This window comes from Hylemonella sp. GW821-FHT10B10 (assembly GCF_059415585.1).
On the sequence record NZ_JBWKNN010000001.1, the window covers coordinates 235,259 to 253,885 of the forward strand.

At 63.1% G+C, this 18,627-nt stretch carries 22 protein-coding genes and 1 tRNA gene; 13 read left to right on the forward strand and 10 right to left on the reverse strand.

Going from position 1 to position 18,627, the window contains the following annotated elements:
• Nucleotides 1–14 precede the first annotated feature (14 nt).
• The 3 genes from AC07NT_RS01065 to AC07NT_RS01075 all read right to left on the reverse strand — a co-directional run bounded on the left by AC07NT_RS01065 (nucleotide 15) and on the right by AC07NT_RS01075 (nucleotide 2,970).
• Nucleotides 15–923 carry a 5'-nucleotidase gene (locus AC07NT_RS01065; protein WP_498598280.1) on the reverse strand — a complete coding sequence of 303 codons (909 nt, stop codon included), beginning with the start codon at nucleotides 921–923 and terminating at the stop codon, nucleotides 15–17.
• Between the two features lie 116 nt (nucleotides 924–1,039).
• Entirely contained in the window at nucleotides 1,040–1,951 is a 912-nt protein-coding gene (locus AC07NT_RS01070; RefSeq protein WP_498598279.1) for a LysR family transcriptional regulator, read from the reverse strand.
• A gap of 68 nt (nucleotides 1,952–2,019) precedes the next feature.
• On the reverse strand, nucleotides 2,020–2,970 hold the full coding sequence (locus AC07NT_RS01075) for a LysR family transcriptional regulator (RefSeq protein ID WP_498598278.1): 951 nt from the start codon (nucleotides 2,968–2,970) through the stop codon (nucleotides 2,020–2,022).
• 219 nt (nucleotides 2,971–3,189) lie between these two features.
• On the opposite strand from AC07NT_RS01075, the gene AC07NT_RS01080 reads away from it, so the two are divergent.
• The 4 genes from AC07NT_RS01080 to gph are packed head-to-tail and all read left to right on the forward strand — an operon-like array spanning nucleotide 3,190 to nucleotide 6,696.
• Nucleotides 3,190–3,942, forward strand: coding sequence for an HAD-IA family hydrolase (locus AC07NT_RS01080; protein ID WP_498598277.1), 753 nt, complete (start codon nucleotides 3,190–3,192; stop codon nucleotides 3,940–3,942).
• A gap of 4 nt (nucleotides 3,943–3,946) precedes the next feature.
• Nucleotides 3,947–5,041, forward strand: a complete 1,095-nt coding sequence (locus tag AC07NT_RS01085) for a class 1 fructose-bisphosphatase (protein WP_498598276.1) — start codon at nucleotides 3,947–3,949, stop codon at nucleotides 5,039–5,041.
• Nucleotides 5,042–5,087: 46 nt separating this feature from the next.
• Nucleotides 5,088–5,975 carry a phosphoribulokinase gene (locus AC07NT_RS01090; protein WP_498598275.1) on the forward strand — a complete coding sequence of 296 codons (888 nt, stop codon included), beginning with the start codon at nucleotides 5,088–5,090 and terminating at the stop codon, nucleotides 5,973–5,975.
• Between the two features lie 31 nt (nucleotides 5,976–6,006).
• Nucleotides 6,007–6,696: a phosphoglycolate phosphatase gene (gph, locus tag AC07NT_RS01095; protein WP_498598274.1), complete on the forward strand. Its 690-nt coding sequence runs from the start codon at nucleotides 6,007–6,009 to the stop codon at nucleotides 6,694–6,696.
• Between the two features lie 3 nt (nucleotides 6,697–6,699).
• On the opposite strand, the gene AC07NT_RS01100 is transcribed toward gph, so the two are convergent.
• Nucleotides 6,700–7,020 (reverse strand): metal-sensitive transcriptional regulator, encoded by a 321-nt coding sequence (locus tag AC07NT_RS01100; protein WP_498598273.1) that lies wholly within the window; start codon nucleotides 7,018–7,020, stop codon nucleotides 6,700–6,702.
• Nucleotides 7,021–7,120: 100 nt separating this feature from the next.
• Here AC07NT_RS01100 and AC07NT_RS01105 point away from each other — a divergent pair, with 100 nt between their 5' ends.
• The 8 genes from AC07NT_RS01105 (at nucleotide 7,121) to soxB (ending at nucleotide 14,310) form a co-directional block, all read left to right on the forward strand.
• On the forward strand, nucleotides 7,121–7,438 hold the full coding sequence (locus AC07NT_RS01105; RefSeq protein WP_498598272.1) for a hypothetical protein: 318 nt from the start codon (nucleotides 7,121–7,123) through the stop codon (nucleotides 7,436–7,438).
• Between the two features lie 178 nt (nucleotides 7,439–7,616).
• A complete protein-coding gene (soxC, locus tag AC07NT_RS01110) occupies nucleotides 7,617–8,978 on the forward strand; it encodes a sulfite dehydrogenase (RefSeq protein WP_498598271.1) in 1,362 nt (453 codons plus the stop codon).
• The gene (locus AC07NT_RS01115; protein WP_498598270.1) at nucleotides 8,962–10,062 is read left to right on the forward strand and encodes a c-type cytochrome; all 1,101 of its coding nucleotides are present in this window, start codon (nucleotides 8,962–8,964) and stop codon (nucleotides 10,060–10,062) included. The genes soxC and AC07NT_RS01115 overlap by 17 nt, the downstream gene beginning before the upstream one ends.
• A 76-nt stretch (nucleotides 10,063–10,138) precedes the next feature.
• Entirely contained in the window at nucleotides 10,139–10,594 is a 456-nt protein-coding gene (soxY, locus tag AC07NT_RS01120; protein WP_498598269.1) for a thiosulfate oxidation carrier protein SoxY, read from the forward strand.
• Between the two features lie 51 nt (nucleotides 10,595–10,645).
• Complete coding sequence (soxZ, locus tag AC07NT_RS01125; protein ID WP_498598268.1) at nucleotides 10,646–10,957, forward strand: thiosulfate oxidation carrier complex protein SoxZ; 312 nt, start codon at nucleotides 10,646–10,648, stop codon at nucleotides 10,955–10,957.
• A gap of 83 nt (nucleotides 10,958–11,040) precedes the next feature.
• Entirely contained in the window at nucleotides 11,041–11,835 is a 795-nt protein-coding gene (soxA, locus tag AC07NT_RS01130) for a sulfur oxidation c-type cytochrome SoxA (protein ID WP_498598267.1), read from the forward strand.
• A 14-nt stretch (nucleotides 11,836–11,849) separates the two neighbouring features.
• Entirely contained in the window at nucleotides 11,850–12,506 is a 657-nt protein-coding gene (soxX, locus tag AC07NT_RS01135; protein WP_498598266.1) for a sulfur oxidation c-type cytochrome SoxX, read from the forward strand.
• A gap of 67 nt (nucleotides 12,507–12,573) precedes the next feature.
• Nucleotides 12,574–14,310 carry a thiosulfohydrolase SoxB gene (gene soxB, locus AC07NT_RS01140; RefSeq protein WP_498598265.1) on the forward strand — a complete coding sequence of 579 codons (1,737 nt, stop codon included), beginning with the start codon at nucleotides 12,574–12,576 and terminating at the stop codon, nucleotides 14,308–14,310.
• 54 nt (nucleotides 14,311–14,364) lie between these two features.
• On the opposite strand, the gene AC07NT_RS01145 is transcribed toward soxB, so the two are convergent.
• The gene (locus tag AC07NT_RS01145) at nucleotides 14,365–14,901 is read right to left on the reverse strand and encodes a DsrE family protein (RefSeq protein ID WP_498598264.1); all 537 of its coding nucleotides are present in this window, start codon (nucleotides 14,899–14,901) and stop codon (nucleotides 14,365–14,367) included.
• Nucleotides 14,902–14,952: 51 nt separating this feature from the next.
• Here AC07NT_RS01145 and AC07NT_RS01150 point away from each other — a divergent pair, with 51 nt between their 5' ends.
• A complete protein-coding gene (locus AC07NT_RS01150) occupies nucleotides 14,953–15,510 on the forward strand; it encodes a hypothetical protein (protein ID WP_498598263.1) in 558 nt (185 codons plus the stop codon).
• Nucleotides 15,511–15,546: 36 nt separating this feature from the next.
• On the opposite strand, the gene AC07NT_RS01155 is transcribed toward AC07NT_RS01150, so the two are convergent.
• The 5 genes from AC07NT_RS01155 to AC07NT_RS01175 form a co-directional block, all read right to left on the reverse strand.
• Nucleotides 15,547–15,621, reverse strand: a tRNA-Arg gene (locus AC07NT_RS01155).
• 49 nt (nucleotides 15,622–15,670) lie between these two features.
• Nucleotides 15,671–16,882: a vWA domain-containing protein gene (locus AC07NT_RS01160; RefSeq protein WP_498598262.1), complete on the reverse strand. Its 1,212-nt coding sequence runs from the start codon at nucleotides 16,880–16,882 to the stop codon at nucleotides 15,671–15,673.
• A gap of 12 nt (nucleotides 16,883–16,894) precedes the next feature.
• Complete coding sequence (locus AC07NT_RS01165; protein ID WP_498598261.1) at nucleotides 16,895–17,488, reverse strand: GNAT family N-acetyltransferase; 594 nt, start codon at nucleotides 17,486–17,488, stop codon at nucleotides 16,895–16,897.
• A gap of 1 nt (nucleotide 17,489) precedes the next feature.
• Nucleotides 17,490–17,711 (reverse strand): hypothetical protein, encoded by a 222-nt coding sequence (locus AC07NT_RS01170; protein WP_498598260.1) that lies wholly within the window; start codon nucleotides 17,709–17,711, stop codon nucleotides 17,490–17,492.
• A gap of 10 nt (nucleotides 17,712–17,721) precedes the next feature.
• A complete protein-coding gene (locus tag AC07NT_RS01175; protein WP_498598259.1) occupies nucleotides 17,722–18,564 on the reverse strand; it encodes an AAA family ATPase in 843 nt (280 codons plus the stop codon).
• Nucleotides 18,565–18,627 lie beyond the last annotated feature (63 nt).

Genomic DNA, 18,627 nt, shown 5'->3' on the forward strand with positions numbered 1-18,627 from the left:
AAGACAGGGGATGGTCAGCTGTTGGAGACGCCGCTGTCCACGTGGCCCGAGGGCACGTGCCGCGCGGCGGATTCGATGTGGCCGGTCTGGTCGTCAAAGAAGAAGTCGGGTTCGAACTCGCGCAGGAATTCGCCCTTGGGCAGGCCGCCCAGGAACATGGCCTCGTCCACCTCGATATGCCAGTCCATCAGCGTACGGATGGCGCGCTCGTGCGCGGGCGCACTGCGTGCGGTGACCAGGGCGGTGCGGATGCGCATGTTGGGCGTGCCTTCCTGTTGCAACCGGTGCAGGGCGGCCAGCAGGGGCTTGAAGGGGCCGGCCAGCAGCGGCTGGTGGGCCTTGTCACGTTCGTGCTGCTGGAACGCAGAGAGACCCTCGGCCTGGAACACGCGTTCGGCCTCGTCGCTGAAGAGCACGGCGTCACCGTCGAAGGCGATGCGGACTTCGTTCGGGTGCTTGTCCTGCGCGCGCACCGAATGGGTGGCCACGGTGGCGGCGGGAAAGCCCTGGCCCAGGGCAGCGCGCACGTCTTCCGGGTTGGCCGAGAGGAAGAGGTTGGCGTGCAGGGGCTTGAGGTAACGCCAGGGCGACTGGCCGCGCGTGAAGCTGCCGCGCTCGATCGGCAGGCCGTAGTGCTGGGCCGAGCGGAACACGCGCATGCCCGAGACCGGGTCGTTGCGCGAAAGGATGACCACTTCCACGCGCTGGGCCTGTGCGTCATTGAAGGCCAGCAGTTTTTTGACCATGGAGAAGGCTACGCCGGGCTTGGCCGGCTCGTCCAGCTTGTCGAGCTGGAGCTTCATGTAGGCGCGGTCCTTGTGGGGGCCGTGGCCGTGCTCGAAAACCTTGTTCTCTTCCTCGAAGTCGAACAGGGCTCGCGAGGAAATGGCGACGACCAGCTTGCCGTCCAGTGAGGCTCCCATGGGGTTTCCTTGTGTACTTGTCGCTACCTGGACAACCCGGCGATCATTTGCCTGCGTTGCGTATGCATGCAGACGATCTTAGCGCCGGCATGGCTTCAAGCCATGGGGGCTTGCCCTCAGGCCCAGGAGTCGATCAGCGGCTCGGCCTGCTCGATCAGGAACCTCTTGAAGGACTGCGCCGCCGGTGAGAGTTTTTTCTGGCTCAGATGGGTGACGTACCACTTGCCGACAATCGGCATGCCGCTGATGTCCAGCAGGGCCAGGTGGCCGGCTGCCAGCTCGTGGCGCACCGTTCGCATGGAGAGGAAGGACAGGCCCATGCCGGCCATGACGGCCTGTTTGATGGTCTCGTTGCTGGGCATCTCCATGGCCACCTTGATCGGGATTTCGTACTGTTCGAACAGGCGCTCCATGGCCGCGCGGGTGCCCGAACCCTGCTCACGCACGACAAAGGGATGGTCCTTGAGAATGTCGAAAGCCATGCGCTTGCGGCGCACCAGTGGGTGGTCCGGCGGGGCCACGATGCTCAGCGGGTTGCTGGCGAAGGGGGTGGCCTCGCAGTCCAGGTTGGCCGGGGCGCGGCCCATGACCACCAGGTCCAGCTCGTTGCGCGCCAGCATGCCCAGGATGTTGTCGCGGTTGTCGATGCGCAGCGCGATATCGATGCCTGGCATGAGCTTGGTGAAACGCACCAGCAGCATGGGCACGAAATATTTGGCGGTGCTGACGATGCCCAACTCGATGCGACCCTTCTTGGCCCCCACGTGCTCGGCCATGCTGGCTTCCAGGTCCTTGAGCTTGCCCAGAGCGGCGATGGCATGGACCAGGAACTCGTTACCGGCATGGGTGAGCTGGATGTTACGGCCCACCGGTTCTATCAGCGAAAGGCCGAAGGCCTCTTCCAGCTGACGGATCTGCATGGACACGGCCGGCTGGGTCACGAACAGGCGCTCGGCCGCCCGGGAAACGGATTTTTCGCGGGCGACTTCGATGAAGGTTTGCAGCTGCTTGAGCGTGTAGTTGCGCATGGTTTGATCAGACTTTCCTGATGCCTATTGCTGCGAAGATTATATTTCCTGATGAATCGAGGGGGATTTCAGGTCGGCAGTTGCAGCTGTTCCATGTCGATATGGCGCCCGAATTGTTCGGCCAGGAACTGCTCGCCGCGTTCCAGGATGAAGTAGCGCAGGGCCTCGGCCGCCGGTGACAGAAGCTTGGACAGGGTGTGCACCACGTTCCAGGCGCGCACCACCGGGCTGCTCTCGATTTCCAGGACGGCCAGCAGCTGGTTATCGAGTTCCAGGCCGATGGTGTGCAGCGAGAGAAAGCCCAGTCCCATGCCGGCCATGACGGCCTGCTTGATGGTTTCGTTGCTCGACATCTCCATGGTGAGCTGGTGCTCGAAATTGGCGTCCTTGAAGAACTGGTCCAGCGCCGCGCGTGTGCCTGAGCCCTCTTCGCGCCGGATCAGCTTGTAGCCCTGCAGGGCCTGCAGGGGCGGGTGGCCACGCTGCAGCAGGGGGTGGCCTGGTGGCGCCACGAAGACGTGGGGGTGAGCGGCAAAGGGTTCGGCGCGGGTGGCCATCTCGCGCGGCGGGCGGCCCATGATGGCGATGTCCACTTCGTTGGCCTGCAACATGCGCACCAGCTGGTCGCGGTTGCCGACGATGAGCCGGATGTCGATGCCTTCGTGCTCGCGCTGGAAGGCGGCCAACAGGCGGGGCAGAAAGTATTCGGCCGTGCTGACCATGCCGATGGTCAGTGTGCCGACCTCCAGCTTCTGCAGACGGGCTGCGGCGTCTTCCGCGTCCTTGAGCGTGGCCAGGATCTTGCGCGCAAAGACCAGCATGTACTCGCCGGCCGTGCTCAGCGTCACCTGGCGGCCCTTGCGTTCGAACAGTGGCATGCCCACGTGGCCTTCCAGCTCCTTGATCTGCATGGTCACGGCTGGTGGCGTGAGGTGCAGGGTCTGGGCGGCTTTGCTGAAGCTGAGCTGGCGCGCCACTTCGCTGAACACCCTTAGCTGGCGGAAAGTGGCGTTTTTCATTAAGCAATACCTGAATCCACAAGTAATGAATATTGAATATACCTTATTTGACAGATTTCTTACAGTCGATCGGGAAGAGCACGGCGCCGGAGCAACGGCGTCGGGCCCAGCACCCGTTTGCCGACCGCGAACGTAAACTGTCCAGCAGCACTCTGAGCGCCATCCATGCGCAGGGCAATCTGGTCAGCCGAGATTGTTTCGAACCGAGTGAGAACCGCCATGCCACAAGCCATCCTGCAAGCCCTGATCTTCGACGTCGACGGCACCATCGCCGACACCGAGGGCGCACACTGCACGGCCTTCAACCAGGCTTTTGACGATCTCGGCCTGGGCTGGCACTGGGACGAGGCGCTTTACACTCGGCTGCTCGAGGTCTCGGGCGGCAAGGAGCGTGTGCGTCACTACTGGAAGCAGGTCAACGCCGACCTCAAGGCCATCGACTCACAGGCCGTGCAGGACACCATCGCCCGTATCCACGAACTCAAGACTGCGTACTACGAAGCCGCCATCAACAGCGGCAGCATCCATCTGCGCCCGGGCATCCTCAACCTGTTCGACGAAGCCGCCAGCGCCGGCGTGCAACTGGCCATCGCCACCACGACTTCGCCGGTGAATATCGCCGCCCTGCTGCGTCGCGCCATGGGCCCGGCCTGGCGCCATGCCTTCGCGGCCATCGGCGATGGCTCCACCGCACCGCTGAAGAAGCCGCACCCCCTGGTCTACGAGCAGATCCTGCAGACCCTGCAGCGGGACCCGCGGGCCTGCCTGGCTTTCGAGGACTCGGGCAACGGCCTCAAGGCTGCCACCCTGGCGGGGCTGGCCACCGTGATCACGCCCACGCAGTACACACACCACCATGACTTCAGTCGCGCGCTGCATGTGCTGCCCGATCTGGGGGGAACGCACCTGGCCGATCTGCAGCAATGGCACCAGGCGCACTGGTCCGGCGAGCGACTGCTGAGCGTGGAATAAGCGCATGCCCCTGGTCCGCCCCACCACCCTGACCCAGTTCCTGATCGAGGAGCGGCGCCGTTTCCCGGATGCCCGCGGCGACTTCAACGCGCTGATTCTTGACGTGGCCCTGGCCTGCAAGGCCATCGCACGCGCGGTGGCTTTTGGCGAGCTGGGCGGCGTGCTAGGCTGCCATGTGGGGGAGAGCGGCACCACACTGAATGTGCACGGTGAGACGCAGCAGAACAGCGACATGCTCAGCAACGAGCTGTTCCTGCGCATGAATGAATGGGGCGGCAACCTCGCCGGCATGGCCTCGGAGGAGCTGGAGCATCCGCACCAGATTCCGGCCCAGCATCCGCGCGGCAAATACCTGCTGGTCTTCGACCCGCTGGACGGTGCCGACAATATGGACGTCAACGTGACGGTGGGCAGCATTTTTTCCGTGCTGCGTGCACCGGCCGACGTGGTGGCCCAGGGCCGCGACGTGACTCAAGAAGATTTCCTGCAGCCCGGTGCCCGGCAGGTGGCGGCCGGTTATGCGCTCTACGGCCCCACCACCATGCTGGTGCTGACGGTGGGCAATGGCGTGCACGGCTTCACGCTGGATCCGAATCTGGGTGAGTTCATGCTCACGCATCCGAAGATGCAGATCCCTGCCGACACGCAGGAATTTGCCATCAACGCCTCCAACAGCCGCTTCTGGGAGGCCCCCATCAAGCGTTATGTGGATGAGTGCCTGGCCGGCAAGACCGGCCCGCGTGGCAAGGATTTCAATATGCGTTGGATTGCGTCCATGGTGGCCGAGGCACATCGCATCCTCATGCGTGGCGGTGTCTTCATGTACCCGCGCGACAGCCGCGACTCCCGCAAGACCGGGCGTCTGCGCCTGCTTTATGAGGCCAATCCGATCGGTTTCATCATGGAGCAGGCCGGTGGCCGTGCCAGCACCGGGCGCCAGCCCTCACTGGGTGTGCTGCCGTCTTCGCTGCACCAGCGCGTGGGCCTGATCTTCGGCTCGCGCCATGAGGTCGAGCGCATCGAGCGCTACCATGCCGAACCGCAGCGGATCGAGAACGACAACCCCCTGTTCGCCGAACGCGGTCTGTTCCGCGTCTGAGCCAGGAGCCGCGCGTGCCTGAATTTTTAAGCTCCAGGAGACCTTTGTGTCTGAACGTCATCCCATCATCGCGATCACCGGATCCTCCGGCGCGGGCACGTCCACCGTAACGCGCACTTTCGCAAATATCTTCCGGCGCGAGGGGGTCAAGGCCGCCATGGTCGAAGGCGACAGCTTTCACCGCTACGACCGCAAGGAGATGAAGCTCCAGGCGGCCGAGGCCGAGAAGGCCGGCAACAAACATTTCAGCCATTTCGGGACGGATAACAATCTCTTCGGCGAACTCGAAACCCTGTTTCGCAGCTATGCAGAGTCGGGCCGTGGCCGTGCGCGCAAGTACCTGCATGACGAGGCAGAAGCCGCGCCCTACCAACAGGAACCGGGCACCTTCACGGCCTGGGAAGACCTGCCACCCGATACCGACATGCTGTTCTACGAGGGCCTGCACGGCGCCGTGGTCACGCCCGAGCACAACATTGCCCAGCACCCGGACTTGCGCATCGGAGTGGTGCCGGTGATCAACCTGGAGTGGATCCAGAAACTCTGGCGCGATCAGAACCAGCGCGGCTACAGCACGGAAGCCGTGACGGACACCATCCTGCGCCGCATGCCCGACTACGTGCACTACATCGTGCCGCAGTTCGCGCACACGCATGTGAACTTCCAGCGGGTGCCCATGGTGGACACCTCCAACCCCTTCATCGCGCGCGACATCCCTTCGCCGGAGGAGAGCATGGTCGTGATCCGCTTCGCCAACCCCAAGGGCATCGACTTTCCCTACCTGCTCAACATGATCGACAACTCCTGGATGAGCCGCGCCAACACCATCTGCGTGCCAGGCGGCAAGATGGAACTGGCCATGCAACTGATCTTCACGCCTTTCATCTGGCGAATGATGGAACGGCGCAAGCGCGCTCTGGGCGAGGCCGTGTAAGCTCGGCGCGTTTTCCCGATCCACCAGCGCCATGCCCGCACCGAAGTCTTCTTCTGCTTTCGACCTGATCCTGTTCGACCTCGACGGCACCCTGGTCGAAACAGCGCCCGAAATCTGCGACGCCGTCAATGACACCCTGCGGCACTTCCAGTGGCCCGAGGTACGGCAGGACCAGGTGGACCGTTGGATCGGGCACGGCACGCACGAACTGCTGGTCCAGGCCCTGGCCCGTGTGCGCGGGCTGCCTGAGGAGAGCATCCGTCGCGAACCCGGCTTGCCGGACGTTGCCGCCGTGTTCATGCAGCATTACGAACAGCGCTGCGGCACGCGCAGCCAGCTTTATCCCCATGTGCGGTCTGTGTTGCAGAACCTGCGCGCGCGGGGTGTGCGTCTGGCCGTGGTCACCAACAAGGAGACGCGTTACACCGAACGGGTACTGGTCGCGCATGCGCTGACATCCCTGTTCGAGCGCGTGGTCTGTGGCGACACGCTACCGACCAAGAAGCCCGATCCGGCGGGCATCCTTGCCTGTCTGCAGCAGTTGGGTGTGCCACCAGAGCGTGCCTTGTTTGTCGGTGATTCGTCGATCGACGTGGCCACTGCGCGCAACGCGGGGGTGCGGGTCTGGGCCTTGCCTTACGGCTACAACATGGGTCAGCCGATCGAGGCCTGCGGGCCGGACCGTGTGATTACCGATGTTCGGGCGCTCACAGAGGGCTGAAGCTCAGCCGAACTTTTCCAGCAGGCGCGTGGATTTCTCGATTTCCTCGATGGACCGCTCGCCGTTTTCTGCGTCGTAGACGGCTTCGATCATGGTGCAGGCCATCATGCGGTAGAAGGCCTTGTCCATGGCCTTGCGCGCAGCCGACATCTGCAAGGCCACGTCTTCACAGCTGCGGCCTTCCTGGATCATCTCTACCAGACCACGCACCTGACCTTCGATGCGGCGCAGGCGGTTGACCACGTCTTTCTGGTGATCGGCGCGGTAGACCGCCGCAGCGGTCTTGGAGGTTTCTGCAGCAGGGGCGGTGGGCTTACGGGGCATGGCAGCAGTCAGTTCTGGCTGGGGAATCCCGCAGTGTGCCAGAGAATTTCATATGCTTCGCCCGTTGTCCCGGACGGGCGCTTGGACTACCCTAGCGGGCATGCGCACCCCTTTGATTCTGCTGGCCCTTCTTCTGGTTGAGGGCGCCCAGGCCCAGGTTCCTGCCATGTTCAAGGACGCCGACCTCGGCTTGGGCGAAAAGCTGATCATCGAGAACAAATGTGTGGCCTGTCACCAGCAGAAGGCTGGTGGGGACGGCAGCGCCATCTATCGGCCCGCCGGGCGCATCTCGACGGCGGGTGCCCTGCGCGGCATGGTGGAGCACTGCAATACCGAGCTCAACCTGGGGCTCTTTCCCGAAGAAGTCACGGCGGTGGCAGCCGTGCTCAACCGGGATCACTACCGTTTCAGTAAATAGGCGTAAGGCCTCGGCCTGCGGCTGATGGGTGAAAACCCTTAGTCATTTCCGTGAATCGTGTTATATATTCATGAATACTGATATATTGATGTAATTGGGTGAACGCCTCGAAAGACAAAGTGCTTGGTGGCGTAAGCCGAAGCTGCAGGCCGGTGACAACCGCGGCAAGGAGTATGTGATGCAGGACAACGTGAGTTCGGGTCGGATCCGCAAGGCGCCCGAAAATTATCTGAGCCGCGACGGCATCCAGACCGTGGTGGCGCAGGCCCAGCAGGGCCGGCGCCATTTCATCCGTCAGGCCTTTGCCGCGGCTGCCGCAGGCGCGGCCGGCGCCACCGCGCTGGCCCAGGGCAACCCGGTGCCGACCGAGGGCGGGGATCCCAATATCCTCCAACTGCCTGAGCACACCAAAGGCCTGGGTCAGGGCGTGGCGGCCGAGGGCTACGGCAAGCCGTCGAAATTCGAATCCAATGTGCAGCGCCGACAGAGCCCGGGCCTGACCCAGACCACGCAGGCCTCGGTGTCCTTCGCTCCGCTGCAATCGCTGTTCGGCATTGTCACGCCCAGCGGTCTGCACTTTGAGCGGCACCACCAGGGCTGGTGGGACGTCGATCCGTCCAAGCATCGCTTGATGGTCAACGGGATGGTCAAGGCTGCCAAGGTCTTCACCATGGACGAGATCATGCGTCTGCCCTCGGTCTCCCGTTTCCACTTCATCGAGTGCGGTGCCAACACCGGCATGGAGTGGGGCAATGTGGCCGTTCCCACCGTGCAGTACACCCACGGCATGCTGTCCTGCAGCGAGTTCACCGGCGTGCCGCTGATCACCCTGCTGGAGCTGGCCGGAGCCGATCTGAAGAATGGCAAGTTCGTGCTGGCCGAGGGGGCCGATGGTTCCTCCATGACGCGTACCATTCCCATGGACCTCATCAAGTCTGGCGAGGTATTGGTGGCCTATGGACAGAACGGCGAGATGTTGCGCCCAGAGCAGGGCTACCCGCTGCGCCTGGTGGTGCCGGGTGTGCAGGGCGTGAGCTGGATCAAGTACCTGCGCCGCATCGAGGTGGGTGACATGCCTTACGCGGCCAAGGACGAGGCCATCCACTACATCGATCTGCAACCCGGTGGCCTGCACCGCCAGTACAGCGGTATCCAGGAATGCAAGAGCGTGGTGACCACTCCCTCGGGTGGCCAGGTGTTGCTGGACAAGGGCTTCTACAACATCAGCGGCCTGGCCTGGTCGGGCCGCGGCAAGGTCAAACAAGTGGACGTGTCAGCGGATGGTGGGCGCAACTGGCGTCGCGCACGGCTGGAGACACCGGTGTTGTCCAAGGCGCTGACGCGCTTCAACATCGACTGGGTGTGGGACGGCAAGCCGGCCCTGATCCAGAGCCGCGCGACCGACGAGACGGGTTACGTGCAGCCTACCTACAAGCAGTTGCGGGCCGTGCGCGGCACGCGTTCGATTTATCACAACAACGCCATCCAGTCCTGGCTGGTTCAGGAAAGCGGCGAGGTGAAAAATGTCCAGGTTTCTTGAAGCTGCCTTGCTGACCGCCCTGCTGGCTGCAGCGGGTGCGGCCCAGGCGCAGAACCCCAAGTACCCTGGCGTCGGCCGTGATGCGACGCCCAAGGAAGTGGCGGCCTGGGACATCGATGTGCGCCCCGACTTCAAGGGCCTGCCCGCCGGTTCCGGCAGCGTGGCCAAGGGTCAGGAGGTTTGGGAAGGCAAGTGCGCACTTTGCCACGGCATCTTCGGTGAATCGGGCGAGGTGTTCAGTCCCCTGGTGGGCGGCACCACGGCCGAAGACATCAAGACCGGCCGCGTGGCCAAGCTCAACGACGCTTCTTTCCCGGGGCGCACCACGCTCATGAAGGTGGCGACGCTCTCCACGCTGTGGGACTACATCAACCGCGCCATGCCCTGGAATGCACCCAAATCGCTGAGCACCGAAGAGGTGTATGCCGTGACGGCCTTCCTGCTGAACCTGGGCGGCATCGTGCCCGACAATTTCGTGCTTTCCGACCGCAACATGGCCGAGGTGCAGCAACGCATGCCCAACCGCCATGGCATGAGCACAGAACATGCGCTGTGGCCGGGCAAGGAGTTTCATGCACAGGCCCAGAAGGCGGATACGAGTAACGTCGCCTGCATGAAAAACTGCGTGACCGAAGCCAAGGTCTCGTCCTTCCTGCCCGACTATGCACGCAATGCCCACGGCAACCTGGCTGAGCAGAACCGTCTGGTGGGCCCGCAACACGGCGCCGACACCAGCAAGTCCGAAAGCCGGACGGCTCCCGCTTCGGTGGCCGTGGCACCCGTGAAAGAGCCTGCCAAGCCCATGCCCCGGGCCTCGGGTGACGCGACGGGCGACGGCAAGGCGGTCCAGGCGCTGCTCACCAAATACAGTTGCACGGCCTGTCATGCGGCGGACCGCAAGCTCGTAGGTCCGAGTTTTTCCGATATCGCGAAGAAACATGCGGGCAAGGCTGACTACCTTGCGGGCAAGATCAGGAGCGGTGGCTCGGGTGTCTGGGGCCCGATCCCCATGCCCGCACAGACCCTGAGCGAGACGGACGCAAAGACCCTGGGCAGCTGGTTGGCTGCGGGTGCGGGAAAATAGCGCACACCGTTAAGTACAAATCCCAATAGGGCAGGTAGATTTTTTCATTAGCATGGACTTATTCAAGGAGCATCACATGCAGACTCGTCGCGAGACACTGAAACACAGCGCCGTGGTGGCAGGCCTGATGGCTTCCGCCGGCCTGATCCCACAGCAGGCGGCGGCCTACGAGAAGGCAGCCTTTGAAGCCAAGACCCCGGCCGACGTGACCAAGGCCCTGGGTGCCGGCGCTCCCGTGGAAAGCAAGGATGTCACCATCGGTGGCCCGGACATTGCCGAGAACGGTGCCGTGGTCCCACTGTCGGCCAGCACCACGCTGGCTGGCGTCAAGCGCCTGCTGATCCTGGTCGAGAAGAACCCCTCGACCCTGGTAGCCATGTTCAATGTCAGCGATGCGGTGGAAGCCAATTTCGCCACGCGCGCCAAGATGGGCCAATCCTCGGACGTCTACGCCGTGGCCCTCATGAACGACGGCAAGGCTTTCTTCGCGAAGAAGGAAGTCAAGGTCACGCTGGGCGGTTGCGGCGGCTGATGAAGCGCCAACCGACCCGCCCAAGATTCACACAGATTTAGGAGTATCCAAATGGCAGATCCGATGCGCATCCGCGCGCAAGCCACTGGCGACAAGGCCACCGTGCGCGTACTCATGAGCCACGAGATGGAATCCGGCCAGCGCCGGGACGCGGCAGGCAAGCTCGTGCCGGCCTGGCACATCAACGAGGTCAGCGCCTCGCTCAACGGCAAGGTCGTGCTGACCGCCGAATGGGGCCCCGCTGTTTCGAAGAACCCGTTCATGCAATTTGTCGTCAAGGGCGCCAAGGCCGGAGACAAGATCAGCGTGAGCTGGAAAGACAACAAGGGCGACAGTCGCACCGACGAAGCCACGGTGTCCTGAGCGCAGCGACCGCAATGACAGATGGAGAAGGGCTCGGCCCTTCTCCATTTTTTGCTGAGACAAGAAGCAAAGAGGTGACAAGCATGAAACGTTGGACCCTGGCGCTAGGCGCCCTCATGATCAGCGGCACTGCGCTGGCACAGAAATCCTCGGCCGACAGCATCGCCGAATACCGCGCCATGCTGGCCGACGGCAACCCGGCCGAACTTTTTGAAGCCAAGGGTGAAGACCTCTGGAAGCAGAAGCGCGGCCCGAAGAACGTCTCGCTTGAAAAGTGCGATCTGGGCAAGGGCCCGGGCGTGGTCAAGGGGGCTTTCGTCGAACTGCCGCGCCACTTTGCCGACACCAACAAGGTGCAGGACCTCGAGTCGCGCCTGGTGACCTGCATGGAAACCCTGCAGGGCTTCAACGGCGCCGAGATCGCCAAGACGGCGTATGGCCGCGGCGAGCAGAACAACGTGACCGCGCTGGCGACCTGGATCGCCGCCGAGTCGCGCGGCCTGAAGTTCAACCTGCCCCAGAGCCACAGCCAGGAACAGGTCATGTACGAAGTGGGCAAGCGCCTCTTCTACATGCGCGGTGGATCGCACGATTTTTCCTGCGCCTCCTGCCATGGTGAAGAAGGCAAGCGCATCCGCCTGCAGGACCTGCCTAACCTGAGCAAGAACCCGGGGGATGGCGTGGGTTTCGCAGCGTGGCCGGCCTACCGTGTTTCCAACGGACAGATGTGGAGCATGCAGCTGCGTCTGAACGACTGCTACCGCCAGCAGCGCTTTCCCTTCCCGAATTTCGGCAGCGACGCCACCGTGGCGCTGAGCACCTATATGGGTGTGAATGCCAAGGGGGCCGAGAACATCGCCCCGGCCATCAAGCGCTAAAGAGGATCGACACCATGAAGAAAAATACTCTGTACATTGCGTCGGCGTCGGCCCTGGCCGCCGCCCTGGTGGCCGGTTGTGCCAGCCTGCCGAGCAGCGCCGAGCTGGACAAGATCACTGCCGATGTCGTCAAGGCATCCTTTCGTGACGAAGGCCAGGCCAAGGTCGACCGCCTGGTGCTGGACGACGCCAACCGCGAATGCATGAAGGCCGATGTGGCGGGCAAGCCGATCGATGAATCTGTGGCCAAGGCGATCGAGGCCGCCAACTTCAGTACCATCAAGTGGCCCGCGGGCGGCCAGTACATCGGCGACTGGAAAGAAGGCGAGAAGATCGCCCAGAGCGGGCGCGGCATGACCTGGAGCGATGCGGCCGGCAGCGAGAACGGCGGCAACTGCTACAACTGCCACCAGATCAGCAAGGAAGAAATTTCCTTTGGCACGCTCGGTCCGAGCCTGTACAACTACGGCAAGATCCGCGGCGTGAAGGAGCTGTACGCACCCGAGTCGGCTGCCATCATCCAGTACACCTGGGGCAAGATCTACAACTCGCGTGCCTACAACGCCTGCTCGCAGATGCCGCGCGCCGGCCACAAGGGCATCCTCAACGAACAGCAGATCAAGCACGTCATGGCCCTGCTGCTCGACCCCAAGTCGCCCGTCAACCAGTAAACCTCTACGATGGGCCCGGGCGTGTCCCGGGCCTTTTTTTCTCACACATATCAGTGAAGACTGAAATATGAATCTCTCCAAGCGTGAATTCATGCAGGTGCTGGGCGCAGGCAGCATGGCCGGCATGGGCCTGGGTGCCTATGCCGAAGCCGACGCGGCCACTGCGGCTCAAGGCCTGTACGACATCCCGAAGTTCGGCACGGTCTCCTTCCTGCACATGACCGACTGCCACGCGCAGCTCAAGCCCATCCATTTCCGTGAACCGAACGTGAACCTTGGCATCGGCGGCATGAAGGGCCGGCTGCCTCATCTCGTGGGCGAGCACCTGCTCAAGGTGGCCAAAGTGCGTCCCGGTTCGGCCGAGGCCCATGCACTGACCTATCTGGACTTCGAGAAGGCGGCACGTCGTTATGGCAGGGTCGGCGGCTTTGCGCACCTGGCCACGCTGGTCAAGCGCCTGCGGGCCAGCCGCCCCGGTTCGCTGCTGCTCGACGGGGGTGACACCTGGCAGGGTTCGGCCACCTCGCTGTGGACGAATGCGCAGGACATGGTAGACGCCTGCAAGCTGCTGGGCGTAGACATCATGACCGGCCACTGGGAATTCACCTACGGCATGGATCGTGTCAAGGAGATCATCGAGAAGGATTTCGCCGGCAAGATCGACTTCGTGGCGCAGAACGTCACCACCGCCGACTTCGGTGATCCGGTCTTCAAGCCCTATGTGATCCGTGAGATGAACGGCGTGCCCTGCGCCATCATTGGCCAGGCATTCCCCTACACCCCCATCGCCAACCCGCGCTACATGGTGGCCGACTGGTCCTTCGGCATCCAGGACGAGAACATGCAGAAGGTTGTGGACGAGGTGCGCGCCAAGGGCGCCCAGGTCGTGGTGCTGCTCTCGCACAACGGCATGGACGTGGACCTCAAGATGGCCAGCCGTGTGAGCGGCATCGACGCCATCCTGGGTGGCCACACGCACGACGGCATGCCTGTGGCCAGCGTCGTAAGCAACAAGGGCGGCCAGACCATCGTCACCAACGCGGGCTCCAATGGCAAGTTCCTGGGCGTGCTGGACTTCGAGGTCAAGGACAGGAAGGTGGCCGACTTCCGCTACAAGCTGCTGCCCATCTTTGCCAACATGCTGCCGGCCGACAAGGAGATGGACGCGCTGATCACCAAAGTCCGCGCGCCCTACGAGAGCAGGCTGAACGAGGTGCTGGCGGTGACCGAGGGCACCTTGTACCGCCGCGGCAATTTCAACGGCACCGGTGACCAGCTCCTGCTGGACGCGCTGATCGACGTGCAGGGCGCCGACCTGGCGTTCTCGCCCGGTTTCCGCTGGGGCACCAGCCTCTTGCAGGGTCAGGCCATCACGCGTGAGTGGCTCATGGACATGACGGCCACCACCTACTCCTACGCTACCCTTACCGAGATGACGGGCGCCACCATCAAGACAGTGCTGGAAGACGTGTGCGACAACCTTTTCAACCCTGACCCCTATTACCAGCAGGGCGGTGACATGGTGCGCGTGGGCGGCCTGCAGTACAGCTGCAACCCGCTGGCGGGCATGGGCCAGCGCATCGACAACATGCGCCTGAACGGCAAGCCGATCGAGGCCGACAAGCGCTACAAGGTGGCCGGTTGGGCCCCCGTGGCCGAGGAAGCGAAGAACGCTGGCAACAAACCCGTGTGGGACGTGGTCGAGACCTGGCTCAAGGCGCGTGGTGGCAAGGTGGCGCCGCGCAAGCTCAACAGCCCGAAGGTGGAAGGTGTGCTGCCCAACCCGGGTTACGCCGCACTGTAAAGCAGCGCTTCCGGAATAGAGCGGGCCCTGCGGGGCCCGTTTTCATGAGGGTGCTCAGCGGATCTGTTCGATCGAAAGCTTCTTGTCCTGCACGATGGCGGGCACCAATGCATAGCCCTGGTTCTGCCAGTGCACGAGTTCGGTGATGGCTGAGGGCGTGACCTCCACGAAGTCCTGCATGTCGGCTGCGGTGTAGCCGTAGTCCTGCATGGCCAGGCCGCAGACCTTGAACTTCACGCCCATGTCGGCGTAATAGCGCATGCGCTGCAGCACCTCCTGGTAACGCACCTGGTTCTTTTTCGCCAGGGCCACGATCTCGGTGCCATGCAGCAGTACGATGACGCTCATGTCCTCGGGGAACATGCTGTAGGGCGCCTCGGTCAGCGGGTTGACGAGGCTGCGTACCCAGTACAGGGCTGCACCCAGTTTGGCCGGGTCGTCGAGAAAGATATCGACCAGGGCCTTGGGATTCTTGTAGGGTGTCTGCACGACCCTGGCCTGGGCCAGCGCGGGACTGGTCTGCTGGACGGCCAGCAGGCCCAAGACGAGGCAGGCACGGACGAGCAATAGCACGGTGCTCGAGCGCAACATGGGGGAACTCCTTATGGCCAGAGGCCGAGCGAGACCGTCATGATAGTTCCCATGAGATATCGCTTGCTGTACAGGCTTCTGCTTGTGCTGACCCTGGGAGGGGTGCTTTCGGCCTGTTCGACCTTGCTGCCGGAAACCCATACCAACACCACGAGTTTTCTGAGCTTTGACGAGGCGCGCACGGCCATCGAGTCGCTGGAGCCGCGCAAGAGCGACCGCAAGGCGTTGGAGAACAACGGTTTCGCGCCGACCCAGCACCCTAATATGACCTGGTTGACCCATGCCGATGTGGCGCACCGATTTGCGTCGGGTGCGCTGCTCCGGCGTGCCGATCTGGACCAGGGGGTGTTGGCCTGCCTGGAAGCCCGCGACGCCTGCCGCGGCGTGGAGATCGTGGGCGCACGAATATCCAAGGTGCGCACGGGTTGGTTCTGGCCCGATTTCCTGAACTTCTACCGTCGCACCGAGACCACGGGTTGGCGTTTCAACGCGCTGGTGCTGTTCGTCGACGACCAGGTTGTCTACCGCACTTGGGGCGGCCAGCCCAAGGTGGACGAAGTGGAAATCATCAACCGTCCAATGGGGCCGCTACAGAACATCATCCCGTGAAGCGGTCGATGCGACGTCGATGGGACGGCGTCGGTGTGGTGCCCCCGACAGGAATCGAACCTGTATCTGCCCCTTAGGAGGGGGCCGTTCTATCCATTGAACTACGGTGGCTGACCAGAGCGTCATTGTAAATGGCGCTCTGGTCGGCCACCGCATGGCATCACTTGGTCAGCAGCCGCATCGCTTCCTCGATGCCCTTGATGGTCAGCGGGTACATGCGGTGGTTCATGAGCTGCTGCATGATGCTGATGCTCTGGCGGTACTGCCAGACGCCCTGGGGCTCGGGGTTGATCCAGGCGAACTTGGGGAAAGCGTTCGTGAGGCGTTGCAGCCATTCGGCGCCGGCTTCCTCGTTGTTGTATTCCACGCTGCCGCCGGGCTGCAGGATTTCGTAGGGGCTCATGGTGGCGTCGCCCACGAAGATCAGCTTGTAGTCCTTGTTGTACTTGCGGATGATGTCCCAGGTCGGGAATTTCTCGCTGTAGCGGCGGCGGTTGTTCTTCCACATGAAGTCGTAGACGCAGTTGTGGAAGTAATAGAACTCGAGATGCTTGAACTCGGTCTTGGTGGCGCTGAAGAGTTCCTCCACGCGCGCGATGTGCTCGTCCATGGTGCCGCCCACATCCATCAGCAGCAGCACCTTCACGTTGTTGTGGCGCTCGGGCACCATCTTGATGTCCAGGTAACCGGCGTTCTCGGCCGTGGCGCGGATGGTGTCGGGCAGGTCCAGTTCCAGTTCGTGTCCTTCGCGCGCAAAGCGACGCAGGCGGCGCAGCGCGACCTTGATGTTACGCGTGCCCAGTTCCTGGGTGTCGTCGTAGTCCTTGTAGGCACGCTGGTCCCAGACCTTGATCGCGCTCTTGTTGCGGCTCTTGTCCTGGCCTATGCGTATGCCCTGGGGGTTGTAGCCGTTGGCGCCGAAGGGGCTGGTGCCGCCCGTGCCTATCCACTTGTTGCCGCCTTCGTGGCGTTCCTTCTGTTCCTCGAAACGCTTCTTCAGCGTTTCCATGAGCTCGTCCCAGCCCATCTTTTCGATGGCGGCCTTTTCCTCGGGGCTCAGGTTGAGCTCCAGGTTCTTGCGCAGCCACTCCAGCGGAATGTCCTTGGTGAAGTCGGTCAGCATCTCCACGCCCTTGAAGTAGGCGGAGAAGGCGCGGTCGAACTTGTCGTAGTGCTTCTCGTCCTTCACCAGGGAGGTGCGGCTGAGGTAGTAGAAGTCGTCGATCGAGTAACCGGAGGTGGCGGCTTCGTCGTCCGGCACGGCCTTGGGGCCGACCACGCCTTCCTTGAGCGCTTCGAGCAGGGTCAGGTATTCCTTGACCGAGACCGGCAGCTTGGCAGCACGCAAGGTGTAGAAGAAGTCAATCAGCATGGGCTTCTCCTTTCAGCGCGGCTTGTCCAGCAGGTAGAGCAGCTGGGCCCGGACCTCGGGCCATTCGCCGCTACGCAGGCTGTACATCACAGTGTCGCGGATGGTGCCGTCGCGTCGCAGCGACTGGCCGCGGATCACGCCGTCCTTTTTCGCACCCAGGCGCTCGATGGCAGCCTGCGAGGCAAAGTTGTAATTGTCAGTGCGCCATCCCACCACATGGCAACCCAGGGTGTCGAAGGCATGCGTGAGCATGAGCAGCTTGCAGGTTGTGTTGACGTGGGTGCGTTGCACGCTTCTGGCGTACCAGGTGTAGCCTATTTCCACGCGTTTCACGGCCGGCAGGATGTCGTGGTAGCTGGTGCTGCCCAGCACGCGGCCGCTGAGTTCCTCCACGACGGCAAAGGCGAAACGGTGCCCGTCTGCGCGGGCCTTCAACGCCGTTTCGACGTAGCTGCGGGTTTCGTCGGGAGCCGGTACCGAGGTCACACGCAGGCGCCAGAGTTCGCCGTCGGCTGCCGCAGCGCGCAGGCCGGCTTCGTGTTCGGGCCCCAGCGGCACCAGCTGCACGCCGCGTTGCGCCAGGGTGACGGGCTCGACGAAAGCCATCTCAGCTTTCCTTGTCCTTGCGGCTGCGTTGCCAGCGACGGGCCCCTTGCAGGCCGAGGCCGCCGCCCAGGCCCACCAGCAGAATGGCGCCAATGCTCTCGTTGCCATAACCTTCGGCAAAGAGGTCCCAGCCCAGCAGATGGCCGAGCCAGTAGCCGGCCAACGCCCCGCCGACAAAGCCGATGGCGTCGGACAGGCCTTCGAGCAGGAGTTTGTTCGTCATCGCGCAGGCCTCAGCGGTTATGGCGTTGCATGAAGACCAGCTTCTCGAACAGGCTCACGTCCTGTTCGTTCTTGAGCAGCGCGCCGACCAGGGGCGGCACGGCCACTTTCTCGTCCTGGCTTTGCAGGGCGGCGGCCGGGATGTCCTCGGCCAGCAGCAGCTTGAGCCAGTCCAGCAGCTCGCTGGTGGAGGGCTTTTTCTTCAGGCCGGGCAGGTTGCGCACGTCGAAGAAGGTCTTCATGGCCGCGCCCAGCAGCTCCTGCTTGAGGCCGGGGAAGTGCACGCCCACGATCTTGGCCATGGTCTCGGCGTCGGGGAACTTGATGTAGTGGAAGAAGCAGCGGCGCAGGAAGGCGTCGGGCAGCTCCTTCTCGTTGTTGGAGGTGATGAAGACCAGGGGGCGGTGCTTGGCCTTGATCAGCTCGCGGGTCTCGTAGCAGTAGAACTCCATGCGGTCGATTTCCCGCAGCAGGTCGTTGGGAAATTCGATGTCGGCCTTGTCGATTTCGTCGATCAGCAGGGCGACAGGCTGGTCGGCCGTGAAGGCCTGCCAGAGCACGCCCTTGACGATGTAGTTGTGGATGTCCTTGACCTTCTCCTCGCCCAGCTGGCTGTCGCGCAGGCGGCTGACCGCGTCGTACTCGTAGAGGCCCTGCTGGGCCTTGGTGGTGGACTTGATGTGCCACTGCAGCAGGGGCAGCTTCAGGGCCGCGGCCACTTCCTCGGCCAGCATGGTCTTGCCGGTGCCGGGCTCGCCCTTGACAAGCAGGGGGCGCTTGAGCGTGATGGCGGCATTGACCGACAGCATCAGATCCTGGGTGGCAACGTAGTTCGTGGTTCCTTGGAATTTCATGGCTCGGCAGGTGGGTCAGGGGCTGGAAAACCGGGTTTTGGCGGCAGATATAATGCGTAGCTA